The sequence below is a fragment of the Staphylococcus massiliensis CCUG 55927 genome (assembly GCF_000298075.1).
GTDB classification, from domain to species: domain Bacteria; phylum Bacillota; class Bacilli; order Staphylococcales; family Staphylococcaceae; genus Staphylococcus; species Staphylococcus massiliensis.
On record NZ_JH815593.1, the window covers coordinates 960912 to 980196 of the forward strand.

Genomic DNA, 19285 nt, shown 5'->3' on the forward strand with positions numbered 1-19285 from the left:
TCGTTTCACGCTTCCCCTCCTTGAAAAGCCCTTCACGATCCGCTACGCATTTATAAGTAAATGACGCCTTAAACCTAGTTGCCCTCGAGTCCCATGTAATATCATCGGACATACACCCTAAAACTAAAAAAACGCCGGATCTAGGACTAAATACTACAATTCTCTTTAACAGCATGCTTTCCTGTAAAGTCCAACTCAAACTTTAAGTTTGTTAGTTGGACTTACAAAGTAGCGACGCTACTTTGTTCATGAGAAAGAGTCCCAGTTTGCATAGCTTGATAATTTGCTTGCGCAAATTTCTGTGCTGGGGCCCCGCCCTCTGAGTCAACTGTTTTGAGAATTGTATGAAATAAAGCTTAAATGCTCTATTTCAAGATTAATGTCCTATACCCGACATTTAATATTTAACGTAATTCTAATTCACGTTTTAATTGGTCTACGTATTCTTTTGAACCAGTCACGATTAAACGGTCTTGGAAGTGTAACTGTGTATCACCGTGCGGCACGATAGATTCATTATTACGTATAATACGTACGAAGATAATATCGCCACCAAACGGGAAGTTACGTAATTCCATTTGATCGTACTGATAATTTAACATTGTAATTTCGTATAGTGACGTTTCAACATTACTTAAGATGTTTAACATGTTAGGTGTTTCAATTAAACCTTTAAGTAACGTTTTATTACTTAAGAAACTACTGAATATTTCTACATCTTGTTCTTTTAACTCAGCTACATTTTCACCAGATTCTAAACGACAAATTACACGCTTAACACCTTTTTCTTTAGCCATTAAAGCAACTTTGCGGTTAATGTCGTCTTCATTAGTTGAACAAACGACAATTTCATTCTTAAATAAGCCGAGATAGTCTAGCATCTCTTCATCATAATCCGAAATTTCCATCATCGCGATACCTTCATCTAACGTACGATTATCGGAACAATCCTTGCGATAGAACAAAGAGATATCATATAAAGATGAATGTAAATTCTGAGCTACTGGAATCGACAATTGGTTCTTACCGATAATCGCGACGCGGATATTTCGCGACATTTCATCGGGTATTGGAAAGGTCTTTTTAAATACGATCGGAACGAACACGCATGTGATGACCGCACTTAAGATTAAGATACCTGAAATCTCAGGGGTAATCGTATTTAACTTCTCCGCTATTTTAGCCGCAGCGATAACAAGTGATAACGTTGACGTTAATAAGAACCCTGCGGATAACGTTGTCTTGAAATCGAACCATTTACGAATCAAAGCAACCGGAATTAATTTCGATACTAGAAATGACAGAATTAAGATCGGAATAATAATGAGTAGCGCTGGTTCTTTAATTAAGGAAGGAATGTTTAAATCTACCCCAACCATAATAAAGAATATCGGTATGAAGAAGCCATATCCAAATGAATCAAGCTTTTCAACCATGTCTTGTTCAGGACCAAGTAGCGATACAACACAACCTGCTAAGAAGGCACCTAAAATATTTTCAGCCCCTACACCTTCAGCTAAGGCAACTAAAAGAATGATTAACGCAAATACAGCTCTGATACCTATTTGAGTCGTACCATCCATCAACTTGTGTAATAACGGCGAACGTTTAAAGTAACCGCCAAGTAAGTAAAACAGTATCGTGAATACAACAAGGATACCGATTAACCATAACGTACCGCCGCCTTTCGCATGCAAGGTACCGTACACAGTTAGGAGTAACATCGTACCTAAGTCAGCTAACACAGCAACCAGTAACATAAACTGACCAATTGTCGTACGCATGATGTTCATTTCTTTTAAAGTAGGCACCACGACGCCAAGTGAAATGGTCGAAATGATAATGACCATTAATAAGACGTCATCAATTAAGCCGAGCCATTTAAAACCGTAAGCGAGTACGATTGACACGATCATAATCAACATAAAAATGATTAGCGCGAGTTTGAGATGTCCAGGACCTTGTTTATCCTTGTCATCATTACTTTTCTTAAAAGCATTAAAATCAATTTCTAAACCACTCAAGAACATTAAGAAGATGAAACCTAATGTCGATAAAATATTGAGCATGTCGTCTCTATGTACTAAGTCGAGTACTGAACTACCGATTAAAATACCCATTAGAATTTCGGCTACAACAACCGGTAAAAAATTGATCTTTAATCTATTTACAATGATAGGCGTTATAAATGCGACAAGTACAACGACTACTAATGAGACAAATTCCATATTGTTCCCCCTAATGGATTAGGTAATCCATAAATGTGGTAGCTAATCCAAAGTAAATCAGCATACTTACTATATCGTTAATCGTTGTAATAAATGGACCACTTGCAACAGCAGGGTCAATATTGAGTTTATTCATTACTAACGGTACCAAAGAACCTACTAACGTACCGACTGTCATGGCAATCGTTAAACTGCCGCCAACAATCAAGCCTAAAATAGGTGTTTGGTATAACAATACAATAATCATAAACAAAGCAGTCGCACAAATCAATCCGGTTAAGAAACCACTACCGGATTCTCTTAAAGCAATCTTAAATTTACTTTGTTCATCAATTTCACCTGTAGAAATATTACGTACCGATACCGCAAGTGATTGTGTACCAGAGTTACCGGACATACCACTAATAATCGGAATAAACGCAGCAAGTAGCGCCACTTTTTCTAGAGTTGCCTCAAACGACCCTAGAATAGACGCAGTAATCATACCTAAGAACGTTAAAATAATGAGCCACGGTAAACGTTTCATCGCAGTCTTCACAATAGAATCATTTGTAGAGTCAACATCTGATACCCCGGCTAAGCGAGAGTAGTCTTCTGTTGCCTCTTCGTCCATAACGTCTAAGATATCATCGATGGTGATAATACCGAGCAGATGATTTTGATAGTCAACTACAGGTACTGCGATAAAGTCGTAGTCTTTCATCGTCTGCATAACATCTTCTTGGTCTTCTGCAACGTTCGCACTTACAACACGTTCATTCATGATATCTTCTATGTAAGCATCATTTTCTGCAGAAATTAAGTCACGTAGTGATAAGACACCTACAAGTTGTTTGTCTTCATTTTCAACGAAGATGACATAAATCGTCTCTGCTTGTGGTGCTTGTTCTTTAACGTGCATTAACGCTTCTTTAACTGGCGTCGTCTCTAATAGTGAAATATACTCGGTTGTCATCAGACCACCGGCAGTATCCTCTTCATAATGAAGTAAGGCCTTAATTTCACCAGCATCTTCGCGATTCATAAGCGTTAATAAACTCGCTATCTTCGTACGCGATAAGTTATTTAAAATATCAACCGCGTTATCGTAAGACATGCTTTCTAAAACCTTACTCGCATAAGTCGCGTTCATATTATCAAATAACGATTCATATTCTTCGTCATCAAATTCTAAATTATCAAAAAAGCCAGCTACTTCTTCAGGAGATAAGAATTCATAGATTTTTTGGCGTAGTTCATCTGTGCTATCTTCAAAGTATTCACTTTGTTCGTAATTATGCATAGATAGAAATTCTTCACGAAATCGGTCTATATCACCTTTTTCAAGTAAATCATCGAGTAACGCGCTATCATAAACGTGTTCTTCTTTGTAATCATTAAGTTCTTTGTCCACAGACATCTATCTCACCCTCCCATAATCATTATAATGCATTAAACCGATTTCTGATATCTGAAAATTGGTCGACAATATCGAGCTTTTCAAGTGTTATCGGGTGTGTGAAAAGGATTCTTTCGGCGTGAAGCATATGATATTGAAATTGGTCTGTTTGACCACCATATAAACCGTCACCAAGTAGCGGATGGCCAATTGCTTTAAAATGTACTCTAATTTGATGTGTACGTCCTGTATGTATCCTAACGTCACATAAGCTCACACCATGCTTATATCCTAGTCGCTTAAACGACGTATGCGCGTACTTACCATCTGGGTGCACCATGCGTTCTATAATACTGTCCGGATGACGCATAATCGGTTTGATAATGTCACCTTCAAGCGACGTTTCCCCTTCACATAAACAAACGTAATTCTTATGCATCGGCGCTTCTGATAACAAGTGGTGTATGTGCCGTGACTTCGCAAAGACGACAATACCTGACGTGTTTCGATCTAAACGGGTTACAATATGTGGTATACCCGTTTCATTTTGATTATTCATGTGGTTCAAAGCCTGTTCAACTAAACTTTCATGAGGGTGTTCCCGTGACGGCGCACTATTTTGCATAGGTGCTTTCGAAACAATTAATATGAAATCATCTTCAAATAATATGTTAAGTGGCTTTTCAAAGGGGATTAAATTCGGGCTCGGCAGTTCACGCGGTAATCGAACTTCTAAACAGTCTCCCGGACTCAGTTGATAACGAACCGTGGCATGCGCGTTATTTACAAGTAAAGCGCCATCTTGTTTTATGGCGCTAATTGTCTTCTTTGAAAAGTCATGTCGATATAAGAACGACTTTAACAATTCATCCTCTTCAATTGTATATGTGAAAATCATGCTTCATCATCACTTGAAATAAATGAATCATGCACACGTTTCCAGAACGGAAACGGTCTAAAGCGTGCGAAACGGATTTTCTCATTAGCGACACGATATTGTACCGCTTTAACATTACGATGTTTCGCACTCACGTGGTCAATCGTTGTTAAAATCGTATCATGGTTTACAGGGGTTACATGGCATGTATGGTGTTTCGGTAACACGAGCGGTGACCCGACCGTACGGAACACACGGTTATTAATTGACGCAATTTCTGTTACTTGAATCGCTTCTAAAGATGGATGAATCAACGCACCGCCTAATGCCTTGTTGTAAGCAGTAGAACCTGATGGCGTTGAAATACATAACCCATCACCTCTGAAGCGTTCAAAATGTTTACCTCGGATATCAATGTCTACCACAAGCGTGGTACCATTTTCAGTTTTAAGCGTTGCTTCATTTAATGCAAGATATCGCGTTTCATAACCGTTATCATTATATCTTACGACAATTTCAAGTAACGGATATTCAATCTCTTGGAATTCAGAGTTATTGATTTCAATAATTAGTTTCTCAACTTCATGCGGTAACCAGTCCGCATAAAACCCTAAATGCCCAGTATGTACACCGACAAACGCACAGTCTGATAAACGGTGACTATACTTATGGAACGCTTGTAATAGCGTACCGTCACCGCCTACAGATATCACGATCTCAGGATTTTCATCATCTTCAATCATTTTAAAATCTTGCATATGATTCATCATCTTGTACTTTAACGCATTTGATTTAGAATCCCCTTTAGAAAGAATCGTATAACGCATCATGCCACCCCATTAATTTTCATGTTTTTTCGCACGTTTCTTAGAGTAATATTTCTGAGCCTCTTGAATTTCTTCTTTAATTTCAGACATTTCTTCATCGAGTAAATACGCCGCTTCAGCAGCGCGTTCTAAGCGGTTCTGAATTTCAGGCGGATAATCGCCGTCATATTTATAACGTAACGTGTGTTCAATAGTTGCCCAGAAATTCATCGCTAACGTGCGAATTTGAATTTCAGCTAGAATATCTTTTTGACCACTTAACGTTTCGATTGGATATGAAATAATAACATGATACGAACGATAGCCACTTTCCTTCATATTATTAATATAGTCACGTTCTTCAATCACTTTGAAATCCTTACGTTGTCTCAGTAATTCAACAACCACATCAATATCATCAACAAACTGACACATCATACGTAAGCCAGCAATGTCATACATTTCCTCATGTAATCGGTCAAATTGAATATCACGCTTATTCGCCTTTTCGATAATACTCGTTATCGGCTTAACACGCCCTGTCACAAATTCAATTGGAGAAGCGTGCTCTATGAGTTCATATTGTTTACGAAGCCCCTTTAATTTAATTTTTAATTCCTCAACAGCTTGTTGGTAAGGTGTTAAAAATTGATCCCATTGATTCATCGTTCCTCACTTCGCTTTCATACACATAAATTATTCTAATTCAAAGGCCTCTTCAACTTCTTTAACAAAGTCCTTGCCGTAATTAGAATTACCTTCGATGTTTTCTAATAAGTAGTCAAGTTCATCCCAGAATTGTTTAAGTTCTAAATCATCATTTATAATTAAACGCTTACCGCGATGATTATGTATCATAGACCAAGTTTCTTGAACAAAGTTAAGATAAGAGAATGCTTGTCCATCGTCAAGTAACGCAACGAACGCATAATTATCACTATCTACTAAAACTTGATTCCCTTCTTCATAACCTTCAGTAGGCTTATCTGTATAGCAAAGAATGCTATCCTCTTCAATTTTTATTTCTGTAACATAAATTCGCATAATAGAACCTCCTTATTCATATCATAGTTTAACATAATTTAAATCTCATCGCCCACTGCAAACACCGTCTCAAGACATCGTGTAAATTGTGTATTATCAAGGCTTTGATTCACTTTCCCCTTCTTTGAAAAGCCCTTTTCGATAGGTAATACTTTAATTTTTAGATTCAAATACGTCATAATATAAGTAAAGGAGTGATAAGATGGCTATCGAAAAAGAAATCGAGTATAAACAGCTTTTAAATGAAGACGAATACAACCAATTGTTAGCGGCCTACTTTTCAGACGAAACGTCATTCACACAAGTTAACTATTATATCGATACGGAGAACTTAGATTTATTAAATCAGTTATTAGCACTTCGCATCCGTGAAAAGAACGGTAATTACGAAATGACATTAAAAGTACCTGCAGAAGTTGGTTTAACAGAATTTAACTTTAGAGTCGATGAGAAACCGGAAATTGATGCAGCTATTTCTGAAGATCAGTTGCCAAAAGATATCTCTAACAAACTTAAAGCGCATGACATCGATTTGTCTGCTTTAAAAGTCCTAGGTTCACTCGAAACAAAGCGTTATGAAACACGCCATCAAGATAACTTAATCGTATTAGATCAAAGTACGTATCTTGATCAACAAGATTTCGAACTTGAATACGAAGTGGTTGATGCTGTTAAAGGCTATGAGGCTTTTCAAGCGATACTAAAAGCATTCGATATTACGCACGAAATACCTGATAACAAAGTAAAACGTTTCTTCGACCGCAAGAAAGCACTCCTAAAATAGGTCATTTCAATCGGTCATAAGTCTTATTACTTCCAAATGAAATTATACATGTTATATTAGTATATATATTAAATTGAATACGGTGATAACATGCAAAAGACACCATATGAAATCATAGGTAAAGAAGCTTTATATAAGATGATTGATCATTTCTACATGTTAGTTGAACAAGATGATCGCATCAATCACCTTTTCCCTGGAGACTTTAAAGAAACGAGCAGAAAGCAAAAGCAGTTTCTCACACAATTTCTCGGTGGCCCAAAGCTATACACTGAAGAACATGGGCATCCTATGCTCAAGTACAAACACTTACCATTCAAAATTACACCACGAGAACGCGATGCATGGTTAGAAAACATGGAACAAGCCATCCATGAAGCAGAATTTCCTCATGGTACGGGTGACTATTTATTCGAGAGATTAAAGATGACAGCTAATCATATGGTTAATTCTGAAATATAATTGTAGGTGAAATTGACATGACTGAAGAATTAAATGCGTTAACAGAAGCACGTCGTGAAGATACAAATCTTTCACCTGTGAGTAAAATTGAAATCTATTCATTCTTTGATCCATTTAGTAAGGATTGCTTCAAACTTTCAGCAATCTTATCTAAATTACGCATCGAATATCATAAATATATAAGAATTAGACATATTCTCAATCCTTCTTTACGTGTATTAACGAAGTGCCAAGCTCAGAGCACGTCTAATTACGACAACGTTGCACTTGTTTATAAAGCGGCAGAGCTTCAAGGTCGTGTACGTGCAGAACGTTTCATCCATTTACTTCAAAATGAGATTATTCCTAAGCGTGATATTGTAACTGAACAAATGGTCGACCATTGCATTGAATGTGCAGGTCTTGATCACGAGGTATTTATGGACGACCTTAGAAACCGTAACTTAACGGAAAGCTTAAAGGTCGACTTACACATCGCACGTGAAATGGATATCAACCTATCACCTTCATTAGTATTCTTTAATGAAGATATTCAAGAAGAAGGGCTTAAAGTTGAAGGGTTGTACCCTTACCACATCTACACATATATTATTAACGAATTAATGGGTACTCAAATCGAAAAAGAATTGCCACCTAAATTAGAAGATTATATCCAACAGCAACACTTAGTAACATTTGAAGAATTACTTACGATTTATGAATGGCCTGAGAAGGTTATGACGAAAGAACTTAAGAAGCTTACCCTTCAGCAAAAGGTTGAAGAAATTCAATATGAAGACGGTTATTTCTGGAGAGCTAAGAACTAATGCGTTATATAATTGGGGTGCTGATCGATAAACACACGTTTATCGGTCTTTTTTTATGCGGGTTGAGGAAGTTTTGGTTGTCGCATACATATATACTTATGAGAATATTTTAAATACATGTGAGCACGTACTTGTTAAATGATAAAGGTAAGGTTAATCGAATAATTATAATCTTATAGATTTAAGGGTCTGAGACATAATACTACAATTCCCTTAAATAGCACGCTTTCCTAGTGAGAACAACTCGAATTTAAATACGTTAGTTGTACTTACAAAGTATCATCGCTACTTTGTACCACGCTCAAGCCCTAGCTTGCATAGCTTGATAATTTGCTTGCGTATAAAGCTCAACCCGAATTTCTAATACATTGGTTGAACTCACAAAGAAGCTTAGGCTTCTTTGTGAGTTAAATTGTGCTAGGCCCTCCTAGGGGGCGCCTGCTTTGAGAATTGTATAAATTAAAGCTTAAATGCTTTATTTCGTGACTTTAATCTCAGACCCTTCATTAATGTTTAAGACTATATATAAATGTCAAAGTTTATTACAATTTTTCTTTAAAGAAAGGAATTAATCCTGACAGTGCTTCATTGACAGGTTTTGGTTGATCGTATAAGTCGTAATGTGAAGCACCTTCTACAATGTGAAGTTTTTTATCTTTAGTATAGGCTTTATCGAATAGTTGATATGCAAAGCGGTATGAACCAAATGCACCCGGAATATTACCTGCCACAATATACAATGGTTGATCTAATAATTGATCAGCTAAATTTAGCGCATCGAACCCTGCAATTTCTCCCGTACTTGTAACACGGAATCTATTTATAGCATTGGGATGACTACCGCGCTCAGTACGATAATAGTCTACAGCTTGCACTACATCTATATCATTAGCTTTCGCCTGTTGTCGTTGTTCTTCTGAATCAGGGATATACTTTGTATATGCTGTATCTGCCCCCGTTGCTTCAGCTTCACGTTGTTTAGCAATCGAATGCAACGTGTTTAAAGCTGCATTAGGCGACAAATCACCTTCTCTTGTTAAAGCACCAAAATCGGCTCCTACTACTGATCCTATAGCTTTAATACGTTTATCTGTTAGACTAGCGTTAACTGCGTAGCCACCACCACCGCAAATTCCTAATATTCCTATTCGAGCATTATCTACCGTATCAAGGGTATTTAAATAATCAATTGCAAACTTTATATCCTCAACTCTATAATAAGGGTTTTCTAAGTAATCGGGTTCTTCAGCAAGCTCACCTTGATGTCCTGCATCAAAAGCGAAAGTTACAAACCCTTCTTCAGTTAACCGCTTAGCATATATACTTGCCGTTTGTTCCTTCACACTACTAATTGGGTGAGCAACAACAATTGTGGGTAGTTTCGTCCCTTCAACATTATCAGGTATTCTTAGTATACCTTTAGTATAAATATTTCTTGTTTTAAATTTTAAATTATTCTCTATCATAAAACTTATACTCCCTTCTAATTTTTAAATCTCTCTAGAAACATAATACTCTTGTGTGTATAATCTTATATTATCAAATACTTTAATAGGAACAATTCTTATGATGTTTTATTTGAGAATTAATACCCACTCTTTAAAAGATGGGTTATAGAATTGGGGGATAATTAACATGGATTTAAGAATAGTTAAAACTAGAAAGTTAATTAATGAAAGCTTTATGCATTTGTTTAATACTCAGGGATTTGAGAAAACTACGATTAAAGACATAACTGAACATGCACAGATAGGTCGTAAAACATTCTATTTACATTATTTAGATAAATACGATTTATTAGATACAATTGTTAAGGGTAAATTTGATGAACTCGAACAAATATGTATTTCCAAACAAGAGTTAGGTTTAAAAGAGGGAACTGTAGTTTGGTTTGATTATTTTAAAGACAACAAGTCATTTTTTAACCAACTGTTTAATATTCAATGTTCTGGCAAATACAAACATCAACTGCAAAAATTTATTGTAAACGAGCTTAATCAATATATTGACGAAGAATACTTAATAGCAAAAAATTTAGATTATCAACTATTTCTTAATTTCTTAGCTAGTGGCATAATTGAATTAATTAATAATTATTTAAAGGATAATAATCAGAAGGAAAATATTGAGGATCAAGTGGTATTTATAATAAAAATGTTTTCTGATCAGTTAAAATAGTACATATGTTCATTATTTGCGATTATTTTAGGGATATAGCATTAAACTTCATTCTCTTTAAACGCGTAAATTTGCCGTAACTGAACTACTTGGCGCCATGTAAATTAAGGTTTTTGCTATTTTTAAATGACCAGTTTCTTCTATTAAAATAAGACATAAAAAAAACGTCGTGTCTGAATACACGACGCTAAACAAAGGGGATGGGAGAAATTTTTCACTTCAAACAAAGGGGTATGTTTGTTATGTGATTAATTTCATGTTCATAATATATCACGTGGATATTAGGGTTTCAACCATAAAATTTAATTAAATGAAATTTGTCACAAACTCGTCATAATGAAAACGGATACATTAACCGTTTGCTTTCATAAGCTTTTCAAAAGCGTCTAATTTCTCTTCAAATACCTGACAAGCTTCTTCAATTGGTTGAGGTGTTGTCATATCTACCCCTGCATTTTTAAGAAGTTCAATTGGATAATTTGAACCACCTTTTTTTAGAAATTCATTAATATAACGTTCTACAGCAGGTTCACCTTCTTCAAGGATTTGCTTACTTAAACTTTGTGCAGCACTGTAACCCGTCGCATATTGATACACATAATAATTCATATAGAAGTGTGGGATACGTGACCATTCTTTACTAATATCGTCACACGTTTCTACTGCGTCACCGAAGTATAAACGGTTTAACTTCGCATATTCTTCATTTAAACGCGCTGAAGTTAACGGTTCACCATTTTCTTCAATAGTATGAATTTTATGTTCGAACTCTGCGAACATTGTTTGACGGAATAATGTAGCACGGAAACGCTCTAATTCTTGGTTCAGAAGTAAAAGTCGTTTGTCGTCGTCTAAGTGCTTGTCCATATAATGACTTAATAACGCTTCATTACAAGTTGATGCTACTTCGGCTACGAAGATCGTATAATCACTTAAGTTTGATGGTTGATATTTACGACTGAAGTAACTATGAATAGAGTGACCAAACTCATGAACGAGTGTATATAAGTCTGAAATTGTGTTTGACCAATTTAATAATATAAATGGGTTGGTATTATGAACACCTGAAGAATAACCGCCTGAACGTTTACCTTTATTTTCATAAACGTCGACCCAACGATTATTTACGCCTTCTTTTACCGCTTCCATATATTCTTCGCCCATTGGTTCAAGTGCTTTTAGCATCCAATCTTTAGCCTCTTCATAAGGCATTTCGAATTTCACATCTTTAACTAATGGTGTATATACGTCATACATTTTTAAGTCGTCGATGCCTAATAACTCTTGGCGTAGTTTCGTATAACGGTGTAATAAATGAAGGTTATCATGAACCGTCTTGATTAAATTATCATAAACTTCTTCAGGAATATGGGTTGTCTTAAGCGCTTCTTCACGCGCAGTTTTATAGCGATGACTACGTGCATTAAACACATGCTTCTTAACTTCACCAGCTAATGTAGCACTTAGCGTATTATTATAAGAGCCATAAGCCTTATATACATTTTTAAATGCAGATGCTCTTAATTCACGGTCGTCAGATTCTAAATATTTGATAAATGTACCTTGTGTTAATGGATGTTTATTGCCATCCTTATCAACTGCATCCTCAAATGTTAAATCTGCGTTATCGAACATACTAAAGACATTACCGGCAGTAGATAGTGCATCTTGTGCTTCTGTTAATAATTTTTCTGTGTCTGCATCTAACACATGTGGTCTTTGTTTGTTAATGAGTTCTAAGTCGAACTTAAATTGTTGTAACCCTTCATGGGAAGCAACAAACTCATTAATCTTAGATTCATCAATTTGTAGTAATTCAGGCACCATGAAACTCCAACTTGAAATAAATTTAATAATGAGTTGATGCGCACGTGCTTCATAGCCTGTGTATTTATCATTGCTTGTATCTTGGTCTTGCTTTAAGTGTGCATAGACATAAACTTGTTCGAGTTCATTTTGGATCTCATTCTCCGTGTTAAGTGCATCAAATAATGTTTCAGCATTATCACCTAAGTGACCTTTGAATTTTTCTTCCACACCTAACTTATTTTCCACTTCTTTGAACGCCGCTTCAAAAGCCTCATCGTTCTCAAAAATAGTAGTTAGATCCCATGTATACTCAGGATATTTACGTTCTTGTTCTTCTCTAGTTAACTGTTGACTCATCCTAGTAAACCTCCTTAAATTTCGATTATATATATTTTCTCATTTAATTAAGGAATTTGCACGTTTGAGTGTCTGTTTAAGCATGTTTAAATACGCTTGCGCGAGTTTTGACGCAATTTCGCCCTTTTTAGGTCTTTTCATATAAAAATCACGAAACCTCAAGAATTTAATGAAAGCATACATATCGAAGCGATCCTCTTGATGTAATTTATAAACAAATAATTGCCAGGTCACCGGGTGCGTTCTAATATAGATTTGTTCTGGGAATATGTAGCCACAGTGCTTAACGACTGCTTTGTCACTGAGACGCGCTTGGTACATGAGTGATAGATTCTCTTCCCTTACGTCGTTCTTTCTCCTACACGTCTTAATCAAGTTTAATATTTCATTTGAACTCAGTTTATAGGTATCTGAATGAGGTGTTTCTTCCGACTTCAATATATGCTTCAACGGAACGGCTTGACGATGACCGATAAACTTCCGACCACCGATGTGTTGAAGATGCTCGTAGGCTATTATTTCACGACTTTCAAGTGAGAATGCATATAATTTCAAAGATTTTGGATTAATAAACGCACTTTCAAACGTAGATAAATTGATAATAGGCCCCTTTTTGTTACAAAGTTTTATTAACCAAATCACATTTAGACCGAGTTTATGATAATCACGCGTACGTTCTTGAATCGTGGAAATTGGGACCTTGGAATATTGCACTTCGAGGACAGTATGGCTTTCAATCAGTAAGTCTGGATAACGATTTATCGGCTTTAAGTATGGTTCGATTTGATACGACAAATTAGCTTTATGGCACATGTCACCTAAAATTAACTTTGAATCTTGATGCGCAATCGTTTCAATTGGGTTACATAGTTTTAAACTTTCATGCGCAAAGTGCCAGGCTTTCTGACTACCTTGCTTTAATTTAACTTTATGATGGCAATAGGGACAAAAATATGAATGGCTTTTAATACCGTGACTTGCATGGATGAGTACTTCATTAGAATCTTTTGCTACAAACATTGTTTTACTCCTTCATACATATATACGCCCGTTATTGCCAAATTGCTTTTAAAAAAAATCCCTTCAACACATCTAAAAATGCATTGAAGGGATTAAAATGTAGCCTATCTATATTAAGCTTTAAAGTAACGCTTTACTTGTTCAGTCACGTTATAACTCATAATAATTTTACCATAGTCGTCTAAATAATATTGAGAGCGGTCAGTAGGATTTGCGAATTCAAGTAGTTGACCGTAGAAGTCATTAATAACGTCTTCGTCTACACGATCATCGAATTGAACGAAATAGTAGTACGTATTATCAATCATATATAATAAATCTTCAAAAGCTTCAACTTTTAAGTCATGATGATGCGCATAATTAATGACTGATTCTAAATCATCGAACTTCACAACAATAGCACGTGAAACTGGACGTTTCTTTTTAGTTTGTTGTGCTTGATCTTCGTTCGCTTGACGCTCACCTTGTTGGAACATATTGTCTAGACGTTCTTCAGAGTCCATAGATTGTGAAAGTAACTCATTAACTTGATACTCAAGCTGTTCATTCGTTGAATCTTCAGCCATGTTCATAATATCTTCGTTTTTAGATTTAGAAATAGTTACTTCAACACCCTTTTCAAAGGCATGAACTTGAATCCATAACGGACCTTCAACAACGAAGTCTTCTTCTTCATTAATTTCTTCCATCATTGTCCAGAAGAATTCCTCGCCACGCTTACGGTTCGTCCATAAATCTTCACGCTTGAAACCTCTAGACTCGATATCGCCATAAGTTATAAAAAGCTTGACCGTTGTTTCATCTATACGTTCTATTCTCATATCATCTCACTCCTTACAGTCGATGAATAGTACCCACATTGTATTAAATCAAATAGAAAATTACAATCTATTTGTTTCCTTCGTATTTAAATCATAATTCTAACATATTTTGCAAGGATTATACATAGTTGCTGACAAATCATCATATGCCTTAATCATGATATGTATATCTTTATTATACCATTATTTATAGAAAAAGACGGTACTTGACCTATGTCTAAGGTCAAATACCGTCATGTGATCGATTTCAAGGATTAAATTACTATTTAATCAGATTTTTAATTTAGTCTACCATGCGTTGCGCTTCTTGTAATTGGAAAGTACGAACTTTTCTTGGTAAGAAACGACGAATTTCGTCTTCGTTATAACCAACTTGTAAGCGTTTTTCGTCTAAGATAATAGGACGACGTAAAAGTCCTGGGTTATCTTGGATAATTGTGTATAATTCTTGAAGTGGTAATGCATCAATATCTACGTCTAATTTTTGATAAGTTTTAGAACGCGTAGAAATAATTTCATCAGTTCCATCTTCAGTCATTTTTAAAATTTGTTTAATTTCATCAATTGTTAAATGTTCAGAAAAAATATTACGCTCCGTATACGGAATGTCATGTTCTTGTAACCATGCTTTCGCTTTACGGCAAGATGTGCAACTTGGTGAAGTAAATAATGTTACCATACATCTCACTCTCCTATTAGTTAATGAATAAATTCATTGAATTACTTAGTTAAAAACTCAATCTTATGTAGTCAAAATCTCGAAAGGTTCGTGTATTAACTAAATTTTCAATCTTTTAACTTTACATAAGCTATTATATACACTAAAGATTAAAATTAAATGAGAATATCGTGATAATTTAGTGATTTTTCAGTAAATATAAAAAGATACCTCAATCCCTTGTGCGCGTATACAATTAAATTATATCATACCTTACATTTAAGTGAAATACTGTTACAATAGAAAATGAACTATTCTAAAGAAAGTAGGCGTAATTTAAATGGAAACATTATTTTCAGGCATTCAGCCAAGTGGTATTCCTACGATTGGTAATTATATTGGTGCTTTAAAGCAGTTTACTGATATTCAAGATGAATACGATTGCTATTTTTGTATCGTTGACCAACATGCTATTACAGTACCACAAGATCGCTTAAAACTACGTAAACAAACAAGACAACTAGCAGCTATATATCTTGCTTCTGGTTTAAATCCAGATAAGGTTACTTTATTTATTCAATCAGAAGTACCTGCTCATGCTCAAGCTGGTTGGATGTTAACTACGATTTCGTCTATTGGTGAACTTGAACGTATGACTCAATTCAAAGATAAAGCCTCTAAACAAAACGATGGTATACCTGCAGGGCTTTTAACATATCCACCACTAATGGCAGCAGACATTGTCTTATATAACACAAACATTGTGCCAGTTGGTGAAGACCAAAAGCAACATATGGAATTAACACGTAACTTAGTTGAACGTTTCAATTCAAGATATAATGATATCTTAACTAAACCTGAAGTTAAAATGCCTAAAGTTGGCGGCCGCGTGATGAGTCTTCAAGATCCTACGCGCAAAATGAGTAAAAGTGATGATAATCAAAAGAACTTTATCTCATTACTTGATGAACCTAGATTAGCGGCTAAGAAAATTAGAAGTGCCGTGACTGATTCTGACGGCATCATTAAATTTGATAAAGAAAACAAGCCAGGTATTTCTAACTTATTAACAATCTATTCTAGTTTAACTGATGAAACTATTGAAGCTTTAGAAGCGAAATATGCGGATTCAGGCTATGGTCAATTTAAAGGTGATTTAGCAGAGATTGTTGAGCAATTCTTAACGGATTTCCAAGAGAAATATAATCAATTCTATGAATCAGAAGAACTTGATGAAATCTTAGATAATGGTCGCGATAAAGCGCAATTTGTTGCTAATAAAACGTTAACTAAGATGGAACGTGCAATGGGATTAGGTCGTAAGAGAAAGCGATAAAAGTTATCCTCTTATTCAACGATTTTAAATGTATATTTTTAATACATTGATTTTCGAATATCAATAAAGCCTGCTAACTAAGTTAGCAGGCTTTATGCATTATTTTACTTCTACTTCTTTAAGTGCGTAATCTCCACTTAATTTAAGAGGAGTCCAATTTTTAATGTCTTTTTTAATTAACTGAGCTAAACCTCTTTGATACATAGGGACAATAACACCATCTTCAAGCAAGCTACTTTCAGATTTTTGAAGTAATTCATAACGTTTTTGAGGATCTTTTAACATCTTATCTGAGTCAGCTTCTTTTAATGCTTGATCGTAATCAGGGTTTGAATATCCAGTTTGGTTGTGCGGATTATTTGTTGTAAATAAGCTAATATAAGTTGTTGGGTCTGGATAGTCAGGACCCCAACCTGCATAAGATATATCATAGTCTTTATCAGTTTCAACCTTTAATTTCTGTTTGAAAGGAAGTTGCTTAATCTTAAATTTAACGCCTGGTAAATTCTTCTCAATTTGACCCTTGATAAATTCAGCGTCTGTAATAGATGTATCTTTATCGTAAGTTAAAAACTCAATTTCAAATTTATCTTTACCTAATTCTTTCTTAGCAGCTTCGTAATATTTTTGAGCTTCTTTAACATCAAAATTAACTTCTGATTTAACACCGTCTGTGTAGTCTTTGCCATTTTCCATCTTAATAAAGTCTTTTGCTGTTAAAATATCAGTAGCTTTTGAACCATTATTTAAGTTCGTCTTTACAAAAGTATCTTTATCTATAGCTTTAGATATTGCTAAGCGAAGGTTTTTATTGGCTAAATCTTTATTCTTAGTTTGGTTAATTCTTAAGAAAAATACTGTTGGTTCAGCAAGTGTTTTATATGCTTCATGATCTTTATACTTATCAATCGACTCAGGTGGAATACTGCGTACAACATCTACATCACCTGTTTCAAACATATTTAAACCTGTTTGTGCTTCTTTAACCACTTTGTATTTAACTTTATCCAATTTTACTTTATCTTTATCATGGTACTTGTCATTTTTTACAAGTTCCCATGAGTCTTCATTTTTCCAATTTTCAAGTTTAAAAGGACCATTCGCTAATGTAGCCTTGGCTGTAGTACCAAACTTCTTACCGTGCTCTTTAACGAACTTCTCATTTTCAGGTAAAAAGCTACCAAAAGCTAATAAAGATTGCATATAAGGTAAATCTTTCTCTAATTCAATTACTAGAGTATGTTTGTCTTTAGCTTTAACCCCTAATTCTTCAGGCTTTAATTTTCTTTCTGTAATTTGAGAAGCATTTTTAATATTTTCGAACATATAAGCGTATTCAGCTGCTGTTTCAGGGTTAACTGTTCGTCTCCATGAGAATACAAAGTCATCTGCAGTTACTGGGTCTCCATTAGCCCATTTAGCATCATCACGTAATTCTATAGTCCACGTTTTACCATCTTTGGACTTTTTAGGTTCGCCTTTAGCAACCCCAGGTACTGGTTTGTTATCTTTATCAAATACATAAAGACCTTCGTAAACTTGATTAAACTGAGTAAATGATACGGCATCTGTAGCTAAAGATGGATCCATCGTTGGTATATCAGCAGATTCCATAAGCTTTAATTCATTTCCTGAACTTTTAGATCCCCCACTTCCACTACAAGCACTTAAAACTAAAGTAGATGCTAACAGCATTGAAAATAATTTTCTTTTCTTCGCCATAATTTTGACCTCATTTCGTTATAGGATATATATTAAATTTAATTTAATATCTGAATATTAAGAAAACTTTTGTTGTAAATTACGAGCTTTTTCCTCTGTACACAATACAGAATGGTTTAGAGAAATATAATTTAGAGAAAGATTCTCTTCATTTTTGAACCCATCAATATTAGCGTCATAACTAAACCTCTTTCTATTTCTTTCAATTTGAGGATGTGCTATTGGAATTGCAGATAATAGTGACTGAGTGTATGGGTGTAAGGGCTTCTTATAAATATTATCAGCCTCACCAATTTCAACTATTTTACCTTTATACATTACACCAATAGTATCTGAAATGTATCTGACCATCGCTAAGTCATGAGCTATAAATAAAATAGTTAATCCTTTTTTCCGTTGTATCTCAAGTAATAAATTAACTATTTGAGCTTGAATAGATACATCCAATGCCGATATTGGTTCATCAGCTATAATGATTTCAGGTTCGACAGCTAGTGCTCTTGCTATTCCTATTCTTTGTCTTTGTCCGCCTGAAAACTCATGCGGGAATCTATTAGCGTTCTCTGCACTTAAACCAACTAATTCAAGAAGTTCATAAACTTTGTTCCTAATCTCCTCTTTAGATTTTAATTTCTTTTGTACTTTAATCCCTTCGCTAATAATATCCATGACCTTAAACCTAGGATTTAGAGAGGCATAGGGATCTTGAAAGATCATTTGAACCTTATTATTTAAAAAAGTTTTTCTTTTAGACTTACTTAGCTCAAGGATATTTTGACCATCAATTATTATCTCTCCATCCGTGGGAGAGTATAAATTAATAATTGTTCTTCCTAAAGTTGACTTACCACACCCTGATTCCCCAACTAATCCAAAAGTTTCACCTTTTTTTATTGTAAAACTTACATCGTTTACAGCTTTCACTTCAGTGGATTTATTCTTATTAAAGATTTTCGAAAGACCTTTAATTTCTAATACATTGTTTACCAATTAATCGTC

Annotated in this window: 18 protein-coding genes; 5 read left to right on the top strand and 13 right to left on the bottom strand. The window is 34.9% G+C overall.

The features are described 5' to 3' along the window. Positions 1-404: 404 nt before the first annotated feature. The 6 genes from A33S_RS0104920 to A33S_RS0104945 are packed head-to-tail and all read right to left on the bottom strand — an operon-like array spanning position 405 to position 6333. A complete protein-coding gene (locus A33S_RS0104920) occupies positions 405-2228 on the bottom strand; it encodes a monovalent cation:proton antiporter family protein (RefSeq protein ID WP_009383552.1) in 1824 nt (607 codons plus the stop codon). Between the two features lie 10 nt (positions 2229-2238). Beyond that, complete coding sequence (mgtE, locus tag A33S_RS0104925; RefSeq protein WP_009383551.1) at positions 2239-3627, bottom strand: magnesium transporter; 1389 nt, start codon at positions 3625-3627, stop codon at positions 2239-2241. A 22-nt stretch (positions 3628-3649) separates the two neighbouring features. Continuing rightward, positions 3650-4504, bottom strand: coding sequence for an RluA family pseudouridine synthase (locus tag A33S_RS0104930; RefSeq protein WP_009383550.1), 855 nt, complete (start codon positions 4502-4504; stop codon positions 3650-3652). Continuing rightward, a complete protein-coding gene (locus tag A33S_RS0104935) occupies positions 4501-5310 on the bottom strand; it encodes an NAD kinase (protein ID WP_009383548.1) in 810 nt (269 codons plus the stop codon). Before A33S_RS0104935 ends, A33S_RS0104930 begins: the two co-directional genes overlap by 4 nt. Positions 5311-5322: 12 nt before the next feature. Next, positions 5323-5955 carry a GTP diphosphokinase gene (gene yjbM, locus A33S_RS0104940; protein WP_009383545.1) on the bottom strand — a complete coding sequence of 211 codons (633 nt, stop codon included), beginning with the start codon at positions 5953-5955 and terminating at the stop codon, positions 5323-5325. Between the two features lie 30 nt (positions 5956-5985). Further along, positions 5986-6333 carry a UPF0738 family protein gene (locus tag A33S_RS0104945; RefSeq protein ID WP_009383542.1) on the bottom strand — a complete coding sequence of 116 codons (348 nt, stop codon included), beginning with the start codon at positions 6331-6333 and terminating at the stop codon, positions 5986-5988. Positions 6334-6535: 202 nt separating this feature from the next. Between A33S_RS0104945 and A33S_RS0104950 the strand changes: the two genes are divergently transcribed. The 3 genes from A33S_RS0104950 (at position 6536) to yjbH (ending at position 8385) form a co-directional block, all read left to right on the top strand. After that, the gene (locus A33S_RS0104950; RefSeq protein WP_009383540.1) at positions 6536-7117 is read left to right on the top strand and encodes a CYTH domain-containing protein; all 582 of its coding nucleotides are present in this window, start codon (positions 6536-6538) and stop codon (positions 7115-7117) included. A gap of 90 nt (positions 7118-7207) precedes the next feature. Next, the gene (locus tag A33S_RS0104955) at positions 7208-7579 is read left to right on the top strand and encodes a truncated hemoglobin YjbI (protein WP_009383538.1); all 372 of its coding nucleotides are present in this window, start codon (positions 7208-7210) and stop codon (positions 7577-7579) included. 17 nt (positions 7580-7596) lie between these two features. Continuing rightward, positions 7597-8385, top strand: coding sequence for a protease adaptor protein YjbH (yjbH, locus tag A33S_RS0104960; RefSeq protein WP_009383536.1), 789 nt, complete (start codon positions 7597-7599; stop codon positions 8383-8385). Between the two features lie 542 nt (positions 8386-8927). Here yjbH and A33S_RS0104965 read toward each other — a convergent pair. Beyond that, positions 8928-9851, bottom strand: a complete 924-nt coding sequence (locus A33S_RS0104965) for an alpha/beta hydrolase (protein WP_009383535.1) — start codon at positions 9849-9851, stop codon at positions 8928-8930. A 169-nt stretch (positions 9852-10020) separates the two neighbouring features. Here A33S_RS0104965 and A33S_RS0104970 point away from each other — a divergent pair, with 169 nt between their 5' ends. Beyond that, complete coding sequence (locus A33S_RS0104970; protein ID WP_009383533.1) at positions 10021-10563, top strand: TetR family transcriptional regulator; 543 nt, start codon at positions 10021-10023, stop codon at positions 10561-10563. Positions 10564-10914: 351 nt separating this feature from the next. Here the strand turns inward: A33S_RS0104970 and pepF are convergent, their stop codons facing one another. The 4 genes from pepF to spxA form a co-directional block, all read right to left on the bottom strand. Then, complete coding sequence (pepF, locus tag A33S_RS0104975) at positions 10915-12729, bottom strand: oligoendopeptidase F (protein ID WP_017176621.1); 1815 nt, start codon at positions 12727-12729, stop codon at positions 10915-10917. A gap of 39 nt (positions 12730-12768) precedes the next feature. Then, positions 12769-13749, bottom strand: a complete 981-nt coding sequence (locus A33S_RS0104980) for a competence protein CoiA (RefSeq protein ID WP_009383530.1) — start codon at positions 13747-13749, stop codon at positions 12769-12771. Positions 13750-13862: 113 nt separating this feature from the next. Beyond that, positions 13863-14570, bottom strand: coding sequence for an adaptor protein MecA (gene mecA, locus A33S_RS0104985; RefSeq protein WP_009383528.1), 708 nt, complete (start codon positions 14568-14570; stop codon positions 13863-13865). A 283-nt stretch (positions 14571-14853) separates the two neighbouring features. Further along, positions 14854-15249 (bottom strand): transcriptional regulator SpxA, encoded by a 396-nt coding sequence (gene spxA / locus A33S_RS0104990; RefSeq protein ID WP_009383526.1) that lies wholly within the window; start codon positions 15247-15249, stop codon positions 14854-14856. A gap of 319 nt (positions 15250-15568) precedes the next feature. Here spxA and trpS point away from each other — a divergent pair, with 319 nt between their 5' ends. Further along, on the top strand, positions 15569-16564 hold the full coding sequence (trpS, locus tag A33S_RS0104995; protein ID WP_009383524.1) for a tryptophan--tRNA ligase: 996 nt from the start codon (positions 15569-15571) through the stop codon (positions 16562-16564). Between the two features lie 99 nt (positions 16565-16663). Here trpS and A33S_RS0105000 read toward each other — a convergent pair whose 3' ends face one another. Further along, positions 16664-18286 (bottom strand): peptide ABC transporter substrate-binding protein, encoded by a 1623-nt coding sequence (locus tag A33S_RS0105000; protein ID WP_009383523.1) that lies wholly within the window; start codon positions 18284-18286, stop codon positions 16664-16666. A 57-nt stretch (positions 18287-18343) separates the two neighbouring features. Beyond that, on the bottom strand, positions 18344-19276 hold the full coding sequence (locus A33S_RS0105005) for an ABC transporter ATP-binding protein (RefSeq protein ID WP_009383522.1): 933 nt from the start codon (positions 19274-19276) through the stop codon (positions 18344-18346). Positions 19277-19285: the final 9 nt, after the last annotated feature.